This window comes from Listeria immobilis (genome assembly GCF_014322765.1).
Taxonomy (GTDB): domain Bacteria; phylum Bacillota; class Bacilli; order Lactobacillales; family Listeriaceae; genus Listeria; species Listeria immobilis.
In genome coordinates this window covers 82,043-96,828 of sequence record NZ_JAASTZ010000006.1, presented here as the reverse complement: position 1 = coordinate 96,828, position 14,786 = coordinate 82,043, and the positions used below count along the sequence as shown (strand labels likewise).

Below are 14,786 nucleotides of genomic sequence, written 5' to 3'. Positions count from 1 at the left end.
GAGCTATGTCAAGAAGGTTTTCTTTTATTGTTTTATTCAGAAAATATAGTAAAAAATGTTTCACGTGAAACATTTTAAAACCGCTTAAGATAATTATCCTTAAACGGTTTCACTTTTACTTAATTTATTGTACAAAGCAAAATTTTCATCATCAAAGCATACAAATCGAATTTCTTTAATACTTGATTCGTACTCTTCTTCTATCCATTTTCGTATTGTATATAGCACCACTTCCGCAGCTATTTCTTTAGGAAAGCCATATACACCTGTCGAGATATTCGGAAATGCAATAGATGTTAAGTCTTTACCAGCAGCCAAATCTAAAGCCTTCCAATAGCAAGATGCCAACTTATTTGCTTCCTGATGCTCGCCGCCCTTCCAGACTGGCCCTACCGCATGTATTATATAGTTGGCTTTTAAATCGCCTGCTGAAGTGATAACTGCTTCCCCAGCTGGACATGAACCAATTCGATTAATGACTTCTTGGCATTCTTTTAATAAAGCTGGACCTGCTGCCTGATGAATCGCTCCATCCACTCCAGCTCCACCTAAAAGTCCTGAATTAGCTGCACTCACAATAACATCGACATCTTGTTCAGTAATATCACCTTTTACAATTGTTAGCTTCACTTCATCACCTCTTTTCTTCATTTTAATTTATTTTAATGCGAATTTCCAGCTAAGCGACTAATTTCGTTTAGTTATCGCATAACTATAATTCCCTTCATAAACTGTTAGCTGCTGATTTTCAAGCCAAATTACTTTAGAACAAAGCTGATCCATAAAATAGCGATCATGCGAAACTGTTATAACTGTTCCTGAAAATAATTTAATTGCTTCTTCTAAAACCTCCCGAGAAACAATATCTAAATGATTGGTCGGCTCATCCAAAATCAGTGTATTGATAGGCATATGGATAAAACTAGCTAATCTAAGTCTCATTCGTTCCCCACCGCTAATATTTCCAACTTTTCGAAATACCATTTCACCATAAAACAAAAATCCCGCTAACATTTTTCTCGCTTCTCCTTCAGTTACAGCCACTTTATCTCGAAAAGCTTCAAGGACAGTTATTTCTGGATTTAGTTCTTCCATTTGCTGAGAAAGATATGCAACTTTAACGCTTGGACCAACTTTAATGAAACCGGCATCTGGAACAACTAACCCCTCAATCATTTTTAGAAGCGTCGTTTTACCTGTACCATTTTCGCCAATAAGCGCTATTCGTTCCCCTTGCATAATTTGTACTGACACGTCTTTTACAATTGTTTTATCTGCAAAAGCCTTGCTTACACCTTTCATTACTACTACTTCTTGTCCACTACGCCTCGCCTCATCAAATTGTAACTGCATTTGTTTCTGTGTCAAAGTTGGTTTTTTTACTGTCACTATTCGGTCCAAGGCTTTTTCCATATTTTTTGCTCGCCGAAACATCGCATCACTAGGCGGATTTGATGCCATTGCCCATATTCTAAGTTGCTTAATTGCCTTTTCCATTTTTTTGATTTTCTTTTGTTGATCTTTATAATCTTGGAATTCTCGTAACAAACGTGCTTCTCGTTCTTTTAAATAGCCGGAAAAATTGGTATTGTAAATAATTAGCTCCTTATTTTCTAATTCCACCATTTTTTGAACTGCTTCATCTAAAAAGTATCTGTCATGAGATACCACAAACACTGTACCTGCATAATGTTGCAAAAATTCCGTTAGCCACTCTACTGCCAAAAAATCCAAATGATTAGTTGGCTCATCTAGTAATAATAAATCTGTCTTCTGGAGTAATAAATGCGCTAATGCTGCTTTTGTTTTCTCTCCACCACTTAGCTCCCCCCATCGCCTTGTTATAAGTTGCTTGATACCTAAACCATTCACTACTTTATTTAAATTAGCGTCCATTTCATAGCCACCAAGTTCTCCAAATAGTGTCACTTTGTCACCATAACGATTCATTAATTTATCATTTGAATTTGTCGCCATCTCTAGTTCTAATCCTCGAAGTTCTTGTTCTAATGAATGCAGTTCCCCAAAACTTGTTCGCAAATACTCCTCAACAATCAGTTCCGAATCCACTGTAGACAATTGCTCTAAAAGTCCAATTTTCGCACCCTTTTTATGTGTAACAATACCACTATCAACTTCTTCTAGCCCTTTTAAAATTTTTAAAATGGTACTTTTCCCTTCACCATTTCGACCGATTAACCCAACACGTTCCCCTTCTTCTAATTGAAGTGATACTTTATCTAAAATTAAATCCCCTGCAAAACTCTTTACTACATTATTCATTGCTATAATTGTCATCTTATCCTCCATTTATCCAAGGAAGCACAGAAATGTTTCACGTGAAACATTTTTAGACAACAAAAAAGCGCCAGACAAGCGCCTGCCGCCAATTATAAGTACAATACTAACTTAGCACTATACAAACCGATTGTGTGACTCCATGCTTCTCTCATTTTTTCTAGTTATACAGTTTTTTGGGCAGACTTCACCAATGTAACTGCAATAACGGAAAAAATTGCACGGACAATATACAAATATTTAGCTATACTAGTTCGTGCTTTTAAAAGAAACATGTCATCTCACCTCTTTTCATTAATATTTCTAGAATAAGGGATGCAATGCTAAATGTCAATTGTTCTTTTTATCACATGCGTGAAACACAGCGTTTCATATTAGAAATTTATACCATTAATATGAAACACGAACCCAAAATGCCAAAATCTATTTACCAAGCGACCGAAACCGTTTACATTAGTAAGGCAAGCATAACTAAAACATACTAATCATATATATTTTTTGGAGGTGCCACAATGGAACATAATAAGCTAAAACCTTTCCCTAAAGACTTTTTATGGGGATCAGCTTCTGCAGCGTACCAAGTCGAAGGTGCCTGGAATGAGGATGGCAAAGGACCATCTGTATGGGATGAATTTGTTCGTATTCCTGGAACAACATTCAAAGAAACAAATGGAGATGTGGCGGTGGACAATTACCATCGTTATAAAGAAGATGTAGCGTTAATGGCGGAACAAGGCTTAAAAGCATATCGTTTTTCTGTTGCTTGGAGCAGGGTTATCCCGCACGGAAATGGAAAGATTAATGAAGCTGGGCTGGCATTTTATGATAGTTTGATTGACGAGCTGCTTTCTTATGGGATTGAACCTATTGTGACACTTTATCATTGGGATATTCCACAAGGGCTTCAAGATGAGTATGGCGGATGGGAATCGCGCAAAGTAGTAGAAGATTTTACTACCTATGCTGCCCTACTTTTCAAACGCTTTAATGGTCGAGTAAAATACTGGGTGACACTAAACGAGCAAAACGTCTTTATCTCGCATGGCTACAAATTGGCCTATCATCCACCCGGTATTTCTGACGATAAGCGCATGTTTGCAGCAAATCATCACGCAAACTTGGCAAACGCTTCTGCTATTGCTAAATTTCGCGAACTAGGTACATCTGGAAAAATCGGCCCGAGTTTTGCTTACGGACCAAGCTACGCGATTGATGCCAACCCTGCTAACGTCTTAGCTGCTGAAAACTCCGAAGAATTTAATGCCCATTTCTGGATGGATGTTTATACCTGGGGGGAATATCCTCGAGCTACTTGGAACTGGCTAGAGGAGCATGGTCTAGCACCGGAGATTTTACCAAGTGATACAGAACTTCTAAAACAAGGGAAACCCGACTTTATGGGCGTGAACTATTATCGTTCGATGACACACGCTTTTAATGGCAAAAATGGTGTTGGTTCTGGAAAAATGAACACTACTGGCGAAAAAGGCACTTCCGAAGAGACTGGAATCCCAGGGTTATACAAAAACACCAATAATCCTTATCTTGAAAAAACTAATTGGGACTGGGATATTGATCCAACTGGACTTCGCATTGGTTTACGTAGAATTACCAACCGTTATAAATTACCCATTATGATTACAGAAAATGGTCTTGGAGAATATGATAACTTAACAGAAGATTATCAAGTGCATGATAAATACCGAATTGGCTATATTCGCGCCCACGCTATAGCAATTCAAGAAGCAATTACAGATGGAGTAGAAATGCTTGGTTACTGCACTTGGAGCTTCACTGACTTACTTAGTTGGTTAAATGGCTATCAAAAACGCTATGGTTTTGTTTATGTTGACCGCGATGAAAATGATGAAAAAGAACTAAAACGCTATAAAAAAGACAGTTTTTACTGGTATAAAAAAACAATAGAAACAAACGGAGCTAATTTAGTAGAAGAACAGGACAAATAAGTCTTGTTCTCTCTTCGCTCCACTAATTTTTCTTGGGAGGGAATTATTTATGAAAAAAATATTGCTTGTTTGTGCAGCAGGAATGTCCACCAGTTTACTTGTGACTAAAATGAAAGCGCACGCAAATTCTATCGGGGAAGAAATTGAAATTGATGCATTGCCTGTTTCTGAAGCTAGTAGCGTGATTGATACAATGGATATTGTTATGCTTGGACCTCAAGTTCGCTACCAAAAACCACAAGTAAATGAGCTTGTACAAGGACGTATCCCTGTTGTTGTTATTGATATGAAAGATTATGGCATGTTAAACGGGAAAGCAGTTCTAGAAAAAGCCTTTGCAGAGATTAAATAATTTTAGATAAATAGGGAGGTTTTAAAATGAGTATAATGACAAAATTTGAACATGGAATGGAACGTGTTCTAGTACCGGTTGCGAATAAATTGAATTCTCAGCGCCATATTGCCGCTATTCGTGATGCATTTATTTTGGTTTTTCCATTAATTATGGCTGGTTCCATTATTACGTTGATTAACTTCGCAGTATTATCACCAGATGGCTTTATTGCGAAAATCTTATTTCTTGGGAAAATTTTCCCTAATTTAGCCGATGCACAGGCTATTTTCTCCCCTGTATTGCAAGGATCTACAAATATTATGGCAATTCTAATTGTATTTTTAGTCGCTCGAAATCTTGCCATTTTCTTTAAACAAGATGATTTGCTTTGCGGACTCACTGCAATTGGCGCTTTCTTCATTGTTTATACACCTTATACCGTTGTTGACGATGTTACTTATATGACCATCAAATTTCTTGGTGCTCAAGGGCTTTTCGTAGCAATTATTGTTGCTATTATCACTGGGGAAGTATTTAGTCGCCTTGCAAGATCCCCTCGTTTAATGATTAAAATGCCTGCTCAAGTACCTCCAGCTGTTGCTCGTTCATTCAAAGTACTAATTCCTGTTATTATCATTACAATTCTGTTTTCTGTCATTAACTATCTTATTACTCTTGTAGCCCCAGAAGGATTAAATGATCTTGTTTACACAGTTATTCAAGCACCTCTTAAAGATATGGGGACAAACGTGTTCTCTGTTATTATCATTGGTCTAGTATCTAACTTACTATGGGTTCTTGGGATTCACGGGCCAAACACAGTTGCAGCCATTCGTGACACTATTTTCACCGAACCAAACTTAGATAACTTATCTTATGTCGCCGAGCATGGTTCCGCTTGGGGCGCGCCTTATCCGGCAACTTGGGCAGGTTTAAATGACGGATTTGCAAACTACGGCGGATCTGGTATGACACTTGGGCTATTAATTGCCATCTTTATTGCTTCTCGTCGTGCAGACTACCGTGATATTGCAAAACTTTCTCTAGCACCAGGAATTTTTAATATCAACGAACCTGTTATTTTCGGTTTGCCAATCGTATTAAACCCGATTATGGTTATTCCGTTTATTATTACACCAGCTATCAACACATTAATTGGTTATTTCTTTATCACAACAAAATTAATCCCCCCTGTCGCCTATCAAGTGCCTTGGACGACACCAGGACCACTGATTCCATTCCTAGGTACAGGAGGAAATTGGCTCGCGCTTCTGGTCGGACTGCTATGTCTCGCCGTCGCGACAGTCATTTATCTACCATTCGTCATTGTCTCAAATAAAATTGCCGCGAGTGATGCCGCAATGGACGCAAACGCAACAGCTTCAACTGAAAAATAGACAGGGTGATTTTTGCATGATTAGCTAAGTAGGCTTTACTTGACTAATCGTAGGAATGAGGCTGGGACATAACTAAAACTCAGCAATAAAAATTGGAAAATAGAAAAGCAGAAATCATCGTATAGAGCCATTTCGAAAAATGGAATAGACATGATTTCTGCTTGTTTTTCATTGTAGAGCCTCTTTTGTCCCAGTCTCTCCTTTGTAAATTTGTAACGGTTGGACGACAATGTCTTTTTTCATATGTGAATCAACCATATAGCAACGCGGAATACGAATGGCTAAGTCAATATAGGTGGACAAATAAAGGCGGCCATGACTACTCAAGGAATGAAAGTAATATCCGTCACCCAAACAGCATCGATGAACTTCTTTGGCGCATAAATTCATTCCACGCATTAGGACAGCCACAACACGTTTATTGGTCTCGATTCCTTCATCGTAAGGCTGTTGAGCGATTCTTGGGGATCCATATCGATCTTTGTTTTCATAGAACACTCGTTTACTATTTTCTCTTAAAAAATTAGGGCGGAGTTGGGTCTTACTTGGGAAACGATTCCGCCATAAATAATATCCTTGCCTACTTACATTTAAAATCCTGCACAAAGCTTGAACTGAATACTGTTGATGATGTTTGTGAACAAACTCAAAACGAACTACTTTTTTTGCTTCACAGACGTTTTGAACTTTTTTAAAATTTCATTTTCCTCTTTTAGCCGTTTATTTTCCTGTTCAAGAATGTAGAAATCTGCTTTATCAGGTAATCTTTTTCCTTGTCCGGCAAAAGCCTTTTTTTCGTATCGATGATATTCTGAAAACCACCGAGAAATTGTTGGACGAGAGATATTATATTCTTCAGAAATTCTCTTGATAGTTACTTTCTTCTCAAGAATATCTTGAGAAATCTTCCGTTTAAATTCACGATCATACGTTTTTCTCAATAGAGGTCATTCCTGCCGGTAATGTAACTGATAGTCAAGAAAAATGTGCCATAGCCCGAGTTATTTTTTATACACAATAATTAATCATATTCAATGTAAATAGTATTATTTATGTTTTCTTTTAATAGCTTTATTAATTTTAGTAGGATTTCTTGTGGGATGACATCTAACTGAGATGTTTCAACCGTTTCTAGTAATTCTAATGCTTCTTTATTATTTGGTATTTCCCACGGACTTTCATCATACCACCCTTCATATAAATGGTAATAGTATGCTAACGACCTCCATTTTCCGTTAACAGGTTTAATTTCTTGCATAATTTCATTAAAATATCCTTCCCATATTTCTAACCCTATTTTTTCGCCATTATCTTTATAAGTATAAAAATCTATTTCGGGATTCCCTTCAAACCCCTTATAATAGTCATCCATAATTTAGCTCCTTTCTATTCATCCCAATGTCCATTAGATAACATTTTATCTTGCTCCAGCGTACTTACACCTTTTTTTCTGGCAGTCATGGCTTTTTCCCATTCGATTCTACTAATCCATTTGTCTGGTCCGACCAATATTTGTTGAACCCTCAGTTTTCCATTCGCATTGCCTGGAATAGTCTTTTCAACTACAAAAGTATTTCCTTGCTCCTCTGGTGCTCCCGGCGTTCTAGTGTGCCATCTAACTTCATAAGTGATACCATTTTCTTTCCACTTATAAGATATTTGTTCATAACCCGCCTTTTTCGTCTGTGCTTTTATTTTAGCATCATCTGGAATTGAAATAGGGGCTTTTTTCTTGTATTTATTTGCGAGTTTTAATTGTTGTTTCTCCGATAAAGAAGATAGGTTTGGAACCTTTGCCCCACTAGCCTTCTTATCCTTAAACACTTTTCCCCTCTCCAAGTTCTCAAGTGCGCTTTTAGGGATTTTTATTTTTCTTCCTTTGTATCTGCCTCCTGCGTACATATAGACTAAGCCTACGATAATGCCGAAACTCTGTGCTTTGCTTATTTGCTGTCCGGTGATGGGGTCTCGGCCTTTTTGGAGAGCTGCAACGACGGCCTTGATTGCTTCGGCGCTTTCGGTTGCTTGATTGGATACTTTAGGCAGTTCGCCGTTTTTCATGGCTTCATTGTAGGCATTCGTGGCTTCTACATCGACTATTCCGTTCTTCAATAAAATATGGATAGCACCGTTATACCTAATTTCGTACTCATTAAAGTTGTATTTTTTCTTTTTAGGCAACAATTCTTGTAATGCTTCAAATCGAGTAGTGTCTAGCTTCTCTAACCCATATGTACCTGTTTGGCTGTTAAAGGTAACATGATCAGTTAATTCTTGTATGGCTTTCTTCGCTTGATAGATAAGTTCACTTAACGAGTCGAAAAAGTTCGCATGGCTTTGTTCAAACGTAATATAACGTTCTAAGATATTCTCTTGTTCTATGGCATCTGTGAATTGCGTTCGAAGGCTTTGTTGCTGACCTTCATATAATGTGCCTGTACCAGCAGACATTCTTAGTAGTAAGTCTTCCTGTTTTCGCTTGATGACTGCCACTTTATCCATTAATTCTTGTAGCAACTGGGCATCCACTCTGGAATTAGGCGACGGATCCACCTGTTCTCCAAACTCTCGGATGTATCGCTCCAGTCTGTCCTCACTTTCATTCAATGCTTCGATAAGTATTTTACAAATCACTGGATAGGTTTCCTGAAAATAAGTTTATGAGGTGGTTATAGCTTTTCCTTTTAAACTAGTATCGGTGGCGGCGGCAGTTTGGATATTTTTCAGCATCGTTCTTGCTTCCTCGTTACTTTTCTTCAAGTTATGTAGAAATTCGGTTAATTCGGCAATGTCAATTCGACTCAATGAGTGTCAGCTCCCTGTGTCTTGACATAAGTTGTTGCTCCCGTTCCATGTATCCGCATCCTCTCTGTTAGTGTTATAGGAGTCCATTCTCCTGTTCTTATTATATCATTCACAAAGAGAATTGCTAGAAAAGCCATATTCAGCTAATCAAGAGTGCTAAAAAAGACCTCCAAACTTAATTTAAGATCTTTAGCCTTCCATCATCTTCTAACAGAATGAAAAAATGGTACTTCTTATACTCCGATGTTGTCAGCTCCGAATCAATACTCTGTCTGCACAATCTTAATGAGGTTATATTCATGATAATCAGCATTAGCGCTCAGTTTTTTTAGCATTTTGATATCTCAAAAATTGAGTTCTCCTTCCTAATAAGGATATAAATACAAGCCATAACTAAAATAGCATAAAGGTCAATGAACTATTTTTGAATTCTTTATTTTTTCCCTTTTAAAAATAATTCCCGCACTTTCTATTGGTAAGTTTATTAATAACAAGCAAAATAATACTTACTAATATAAAAAATTCCCCATTAAAGAAAATCAATGAATGATCACTCCATACCGTTAAAAAAGATATTATTTTCTGTCCTTTTTTAATAGAATGAAGGTGCTTTTACAGAAGAAAACTACGATGATATAATGAACTATATTGAATTCATAAAAATAAAAAGGGATGAGGGATTTATTTGAAAAAGGGATTGATGGCTTTACTTCTGCTTATCAGCGTTATGTTGCTTACCGCATGTAGCGCTCAATCTGACACAGAAGACGCTAAGAAAACGGAGCGATACGGAGATGCAATTAAAGAAAAGACAAAAACGAGCAACAACACTATTAAAGCGAATATTGATACAGATTTACCGAGTGGCATGTTATTCGAAATTTCCGCGAAATCTGATGATGGTACCAGATTAGAAAAACAGACCGGTGAAATTGGCGTTCTGGGCGGCATGAAAGGAACTTTTAAAAATGTAAAACCTGGTAAATATACACTCACATTTACAACATTGCCACTCCATAAACAAAGCGAAAAAGTACAAGAGAAAATAAAAGAAGCTGATAAAACTTTTGATGGACAATTTATTAAAAATGGCGTATTGAATAAGGTGGAAACTGTTACTCTTATGGAGAGCGATATGGAACTCACGGAAGATTCAGATGATAATTTAGATGAGTCAAGTGTTCCAGCAGAATATAAATCAGCCTTAACAAAAGCAGAACAATATTCTTCTATGATGAACATGTCCAAAGCTGGTATATACAATCAACTTACATCAGAGCATGGTGAAAAATTCTCCGCAGAGGCTGGTCAATATGCTGTTGATAATTTAAAAGCAGATTACAATGCAAACGCCCTAGCCAAAGCAGAGGAATATCAAAAGACTATGTCTATGGCACCCGAAGCAATTCGCGATCAATTAACATCTGATGCTGGTGAGCAATTCACTGCTGAAGAAGCTGATTATGCAATCAAAAATTTATCTAAATAAAAAATAAGTCCTGATAAATGTGTAGTGTGCGTCATGAATGTGAAGCGATTAACGAATTCGCTTAATTTATATGTCTACTTTTCTCTTGCCACTCCACTTTTTTGACAGCTCCAATTTTAAATAAAACAAATAAGGCTTCCACCCCTAATTTTGGCTGGAAACCTTATTTGTTTTCTCTACTAGAATTTTTAAATCATTCCGTATACCATTTTCAATTTCTATCAAGCATTTTCTTTCTTAATTCTAGAAATATTCACTAATGGCAGTATTGCTAAAAAAAGATAAATTAACTCAATTATTGGGATTGACCAACTAATAATTGTTGCTATTAAAGAAAGCCCCATACAAATAATAATGATAATGTACATTCGTTTTTTGGGAAGTCCCAACCGACGCAAACGGGCAAAATTTTTGAAACAAAAATAACTGAAAACGAAATATGCTGTAGTAATAAGCAGCATAATTATCCCAAAAACATATAATAATAAATTACCAGAGATAATAAGTAGTCTACCAACCATAGGAACCGTAGTAAATAAAGTAAAAACCCCTATCAGCAAACTCATAATACCTAGAGCCACTGTCAACTGGCGCACAACCGCACTTTTTTTCCAAAAATTTTTTTGTTCATCTGGCGCATCCTGACTTTCAGAATTAAATGGTTGTTCCAACATAATCTTCTCCTTTATTAAATAATATGTTAATCACGATGTATAGAAAAAATTTTATGAAGTTATTCTACCTGCTCCTGATTATAGTTCTTTTTTGCCATTGCCTCTAGTAAAAATAATACCGGGATTTGTGTTGTAATATTCGTTCTATCAACCATTTCCTGTGTTACATAGTACGGAATATTGACATCTGATAATCCTGCAAGTGTATTGTGACTTGTATTGGTGATACTAATAATCCGGCTACCATATTGCTGCATATTCTGCGCCTGCTCAAGTACCTGATCCGTTTCCCCTGATACAGATAAAATAATCATTACAGCTTTATTTTTAAATTGTTCTCCCGGATTAGGATAAAATGGATCTTTAATATAAAATGTCCGTTTTTTCATATTGGAAAAAAAGCGACTGCCATATTCCGCTAAAATTCCTGATGTCCCAATTCCAAAAAACACAACTAAGTCTGCCTCATTAATAATTTCAGCAGCTGCATCTAGGACTTGATCATAATCCCGATTCATCGTTCGTTCAAAAAATTCTTCTAAGACTTCGACTGTGTCTGCTGTTTTTTTCTTTTCACCTCGAGTTGCTTCTTGCTTCAGCTTCACTTTAAACTCCGAAAACCCCTCACAACCAACTTTTCTAGTGAAACGCACAATAGAAGCTGGTGATACATGGGTTGCTTCCGAAAGCTCACGAACCCGCATAAACATAACTTTATCTCTATTATCCATTATGTATCGGTATAAATGATGTTCTGTCTCTGTAAACTGCCTAATTACTTCATAGGAAAACATAAATCTATTCACCTCATCCAAATCAGTATTTCCCGGGAAATAAAAAACAGATGACCACCTCGCAATATGCAAATTAGGTCATCTGTCCGTATCCTTCTTATAAAGATGGAATATTTTTCTTTTTCTTTACATAGAATCGAAGGGCAATAATAATCGCACCGCCAACCGTATTAACCATCGGACTTAATGCTACGTTGATATTTGGAGGAATTGTCACTTGAACAATGGTCATTACAAACATCCATACAGCAATGACTCCAACTGCAACAAGTAAGTATTTTACTGTGCCGCCTTTTTGCCCAGCACGCATATTGGAAGCATATTTACGTAAAATCAGCATTGCAAAACCGCCGACTACTGCTGTAATTAGAAGTACAATAATCCCCAAAGTCTGCGCATTTTTTTGAAAAAAAGCACTAACTCCAGAAATTAACATCATCGCTCCAAGTACGAGCAAACCACCGTCTAGTACTAGCCACCATTTATCGGTATTTTGTTCTACTTGTTCTGCTTTTACGTCTAAAGAAACAACATATTCTGTTGGTGTTAAATTAAATAATTTTCTTGCTGTTATGCCTTTTTTCTGTTCTGCTAAAATCTTTTCACACATTTCATAGATGATGGTTTCTCGCTGTTCTTCACCGTAATGAGTGCCGCGCAAATGCTTTTCGACTTCCATTACATATTGCAAATTCCGCTTTGTTAATTCAGCCTTTAGTTCAGCCAATTGCGGTTTATTCGTTTCTGTGGTCAATGCTAAATCCTCCCTCACTTATACTACCTTCTATTATACCGGACTTATCAGCTATAAAAAAGCTATTTTTTCAATTCATTTTCGCTCCTTGAAAAAGTCCCCGTAATTTGCGCAAAAGATACATCATTAAAATAAAAATAACAATTATTGAACCTATCCCCCAACAAATATAGGCAACAAAACTTAAATCTGTATTCGCGGTAGCCAAATTCGCTATTGCAATACCAAGAACTAATGACAATATTATAAGAAACGGCCATTTTACCCAAGGAAATGCAAATAAGTAGCCACTACGCTCGATATGCTGTTTTTTATATAAAATTAAAATAGCTAGAACCATCATTATATTTAAAATGATACTAAATATCACTGGCCCAATCGCAACAGATTCAAACGAAAACAATGTAAAAACATTTAAATAATCTTCAAATCTAAGTAAAGTAGCCATTCCTGCTTCACCAGCATTCGGCCAAATATAATTATAGATATTATCAAGCATCGGATTTATCACATTAGGTGATAAAGTAACCCCAAAAGCCACTGCTGCAGCTGCAATCGGCGAACCAATTAACAATCCAATTAATACTGCTACTAAAAAAATAAGAATAAACGATGATAATCCACCTGCTATATCCATCCAAAATTTCGCTATATCTAGTTGAATATATTCACTTGGCACATGTTTTAAAAAATATAGCCAACCAAGTGCAGTTGAAATAATATAACTTAATGTAATCGTCGCAATCCCCAAAATCAATTTTACACCAACAATATGTGTTCTTTTATACGGCAGTGCTGCTGTAATCCGATTTCCTCGCGTATACCGTTCAAAAATAATAGCTAAAACGCCTAAAATAAACACACTTATCTTAATCAATGAAAAAAACATATCCATTTGAAAATAAAACATAAATGGCATATATTCTTGATATTCCTCTGCCACAAAAGTTGTATACATTGGGACAGCCAAATAAGCAACCGTCAAACTAGTATTTATCTCTTCATCCGAAGTCTTAAACTCTGGATCTGCTTTTTGTTGCTCCAAAAATTCACTAGTCTCATAATAATTTTTTTGACTTTGCCATCTGTCCGCATCTAAGACAAGACCCAAACTAATTCCTAAGAAAAATAATATTGCTACACCTAATAGCATCCACCTCATATTACGCCATTCTCTATACCACAAACCTCGATTAAACATTGCTAGCCTTCACCCCTCACTTTATGTCCTAAATCTCGTAATAATCAATTTTATCATTCGTTAAATGGCTCGTAAAAATATCTTCTATGGTAATTACCATCTCTTCATACAAAATTGGCTCTTCTTGCCGTAATTGCTTTGCGAATTCACTGGCATTTTCAGTAACCAAAAGCGTATATATTCTTCCGTTTCGATAAAGTAACCTTGCTTTTTCTTTTACAAAACCCGGAATTGTCTTTGTTTTAAAAGCCACTTGTATTTTCAACGCATTATCGCGCATATTCGCCAGATAATAGTCTAACTCCACACTAGCACCTTTTAAAACAATCACCCGGTCTGCAATTGCCTCAAGCTCATCTAAGCGGTGTGAAGCAATAACCACACTTGTTTCACGCATTTTAACCGTATTCGTAATGAGTGTTAAAATCTGTTTTTTAATAATCACATCCAGACCATCCATCGGCTCATCTAACAGTAAATAACGAACATTAAGCGAAAAAGCTAAAATAATGAAAAATAAAGCTCTTCTCCCCTTCGAAAAAGACATTAATTTTGCCTTTTTAGGAAGCTCAAATTGCTCCATTAAATCATTAAAAAAAGGCTCATCAAACGTCGTATAAATATTTTTATAAATTTTGACAACTGCATTCACACTATATGTATTATAATGGTTCATATTGTCTTCCAAGAAAAACAAATCACACTTTACTTCGGGATGCGCATAGATGCTTTTCCCATTTAAAAAAACGTCCCCCTCATCAGGTAAGTAAATTCCCGTCATCGTTGAAAATAGCGTCGTTTTCCCCACACCATTTCGACCAATAAGCGCAGTCACTTCTCCACCTTTTAAATCAAATGAAATATCCTTCAGCACTATCTTGTCTTCCATCTTTTTTGTTATCTTTCGAATTTCCATTTTTTCACCTCTCCAAACCATTATATAAGCTCCATGATAATTTTTCTATACTTTTTAAAATTTTCTACTAATTCCTTTCACAAACTTAAGGCCCAAACCAATCATTATACTAATTTCACATATTGCGGTAAAATACTTCTATATGAATTTATTTAAC

General features: G+C 36.3%; 15 protein-coding genes and 2 pseudogenes. 5 read left to right on the top strand and 12 right to left on the bottom strand.

Annotated elements, in window-relative coordinates; genetic code table 11:
• Window positions 1–99: 99 nt before the first annotated feature.
• Window positions 100–630 (bottom strand): ADP-ribose-binding protein, encoded by a 531-nt coding sequence (locus HCJ50_RS06060; protein WP_185380489.1) that lies wholly within the window; start codon window positions 628–630, stop codon window positions 100–102.
• A gap of 57 nt (window positions 631–687) precedes the next feature.
• Window positions 688–2,298, bottom strand: coding sequence for a ribosomal protection-like ABC-F family protein (abc-f, locus tag HCJ50_RS06055; protein ID WP_185380397.1), 1,611 nt, complete (start codon window positions 2,296–2,298; stop codon window positions 688–690).
• 176 nt (window positions 2,299–2,474) lie between these two features.
• Between abc-f and HCJ50_RS15750 the strand changes: the two are divergent.
• The 4 genes and pseudogenes from HCJ50_RS15750 (at window position 2,475) to HCJ50_RS06040 (ending at window position 5,996) form a co-directional block, all read left to right on the top strand.
• Window positions 2,475–2,783, top strand: a pseudogene (locus HCJ50_RS15750) (hypothetical protein).
• Between the two features lie 27 nt (window positions 2,784–2,810).
• Complete coding sequence (locus HCJ50_RS06050; protein WP_185380398.1) at window positions 2,811–4,265, top strand: glycoside hydrolase family 1 protein; 1,455 nt, start codon at window positions 2,811–2,813, stop codon at window positions 4,263–4,265.
• Between the two features lie 49 nt (window positions 4,266–4,314).
• Window positions 4,315–4,617: a PTS sugar transporter subunit IIB gene (locus HCJ50_RS06045; RefSeq protein WP_185380399.1), complete on the top strand. Its 303-nt coding sequence runs from the start codon at window positions 4,315–4,317 to the stop codon at window positions 4,615–4,617.
• A gap of 26 nt (window positions 4,618–4,643) precedes the next feature.
• Window positions 4,644–5,996, top strand: coding sequence for a PTS sugar transporter subunit IIC (locus HCJ50_RS06040; protein ID WP_185380400.1), 1,353 nt, complete (start codon window positions 4,644–4,646; stop codon window positions 5,994–5,996).
• Window positions 5,997–6,164: 168 nt separating this feature from the next.
• Here HCJ50_RS06040 and HCJ50_RS15645 read toward each other — a convergent pair whose 3' ends face one another.
• The 5 genes and pseudogenes from HCJ50_RS15645 to HCJ50_RS15745 all read right to left on the bottom strand — a co-directional run bounded on the left by HCJ50_RS15645 (window position 6,165) and on the right by HCJ50_RS15745 (window position 8,801).
• Complete coding sequence (locus HCJ50_RS15645; RefSeq protein WP_185389847.1) at window positions 6,165–6,494, bottom strand: transposase; 330 nt, start codon at window positions 6,492–6,494, stop codon at window positions 6,165–6,167.
• A 158-nt stretch (window positions 6,495–6,652) separates the two neighbouring features.
• Entirely contained in the window at window positions 6,653–6,937 is a 285-nt protein-coding gene (locus tag HCJ50_RS06025; RefSeq protein WP_185380401.1) for a transposase, read from the bottom strand.
• 80 nt (window positions 6,938–7,017) lie between these two features.
• The gene (locus tag HCJ50_RS06020) at window positions 7,018–7,368 is read right to left on the bottom strand and encodes a dihydroorotate dehydrogenase (quinone) (RefSeq protein ID WP_185380402.1); all 351 of its coding nucleotides are present in this window, start codon (window positions 7,366–7,368) and stop codon (window positions 7,018–7,020) included.
• A gap of 14 nt (window positions 7,369–7,382) precedes the next feature.
• A pseudogene (locus HCJ50_RS06015) lies at window positions 7,383–8,642 on the bottom strand (T7SS effector LXG polymorphic toxin); the annotation flags it as partial.
• 12 nt (window positions 8,643–8,654) lie between these two features.
• Window positions 8,655–8,801 carry a hypothetical protein gene (locus HCJ50_RS15745; protein WP_246456493.1) on the bottom strand — a complete coding sequence of 49 codons (147 nt, stop codon included), beginning with the start codon at window positions 8,799–8,801 and terminating at the stop codon, window positions 8,655–8,657.
• A 685-nt stretch (window positions 8,802–9,486) separates the two neighbouring features.
• Between HCJ50_RS15745 and HCJ50_RS16075 the strand changes: the two genes are divergently transcribed.
• Window positions 9,487–10,290 carry an Ltp family lipoprotein gene (locus tag HCJ50_RS16075; protein ID WP_376698128.1) on the top strand — a complete coding sequence of 268 codons (804 nt, stop codon included), beginning with the start codon at window positions 9,487–9,489 and terminating at the stop codon, window positions 10,288–10,290.
• A gap of 221 nt (window positions 10,291–10,511) precedes the next feature.
• Here the strand turns inward: HCJ50_RS16075 and HCJ50_RS06005 are convergent, their stop codons facing one another.
• The 5 genes from HCJ50_RS06005 to HCJ50_RS05985 form a co-directional block, all read right to left on the bottom strand.
• Window positions 10,512–10,961 (bottom strand): hypothetical protein, encoded by a 450-nt coding sequence (locus tag HCJ50_RS06005; RefSeq protein WP_185380403.1) that lies wholly within the window; start codon window positions 10,959–10,961, stop codon window positions 10,512–10,514.
• A gap of 62 nt (window positions 10,962–11,023) precedes the next feature.
• The gene (locus HCJ50_RS06000; RefSeq protein ID WP_185380404.1) at window positions 11,024–11,758 is read right to left on the bottom strand and encodes a MurR/RpiR family transcriptional regulator; all 735 of its coding nucleotides are present in this window, start codon (window positions 11,756–11,758) and stop codon (window positions 11,024–11,026) included.
• 97 nt (window positions 11,759–11,855) lie between these two features.
• Complete coding sequence (locus HCJ50_RS05995) at window positions 11,856–12,512, bottom strand: DUF1129 domain-containing protein (RefSeq protein ID WP_221636074.1); 657 nt, start codon at window positions 12,510–12,512, stop codon at window positions 11,856–11,858.
• Window positions 12,513–12,582: 70 nt separating this feature from the next.
• Window positions 12,583–13,713: an ABC-2 transporter permease gene (locus tag HCJ50_RS05990; protein WP_185344200.1), complete on the bottom strand. Its 1,131-nt coding sequence runs from the start codon at window positions 13,711–13,713 to the stop codon at window positions 12,583–12,585.
• A gap of 28 nt (window positions 13,714–13,741) precedes the next feature.
• Window positions 13,742–14,629: an ATP-binding cassette domain-containing protein gene (locus HCJ50_RS05985; protein ID WP_185344202.1), complete on the bottom strand. Its 888-nt coding sequence runs from the start codon at window positions 14,627–14,629 to the stop codon at window positions 13,742–13,744.
• Window positions 14,630–14,786 lie beyond the last annotated feature (157 nt).

Coding starts and splice junctions, on each gene's coding strand:
- abc-f (WP_185380397.1), bottom strand. CDS start 2,298: ATGACAATTATAGCAATGAATAATGTAGTAAAGAGTTTTGCAGGGGAT.
- HCJ50_RS06050 (WP_185380398.1), top strand. CDS start 2,811: ATGGAACATAATAAGCTAAAACCTTTCCCTAAAGACTTTTTATGGGGA.
- HCJ50_RS06045 (WP_185380399.1), top strand. CDS start 4,315: ATGAAAAAAATATTGCTTGTTTGTGCAGCAGGAATGTCCACCAGTTTA.
- HCJ50_RS06040 (WP_185380400.1), top strand. CDS start 4,644: ATGAGTATAATGACAAAATTTGAACATGGAATGGAACGTGTTCTAGTA.
- HCJ50_RS06020 (WP_185380402.1), bottom strand. CDS start 7,368: ATGGATGACTATTATAAGGGGTTTGAAGGGAATCCCGAAATAGATTTT.
- HCJ50_RS06000 (WP_185380404.1), bottom strand. CDS start 11,758: ATGTTTTCCTATGAAGTAATTAGGCAGTTTACAGAGACAGAACATCAT.
- HCJ50_RS05990 (WP_185344200.1), bottom strand. CDS start 13,713: ATGTTTAATCGAGGTTTGTGGTATAGAGAATGGCGTAATATGAGGTGG.
- HCJ50_RS05985 (WP_185344202.1), bottom strand. CDS start 14,629: ATGGAAATTCGAAAGATAACAAAAAAGATGGAAGACAAGATAGTGCTG.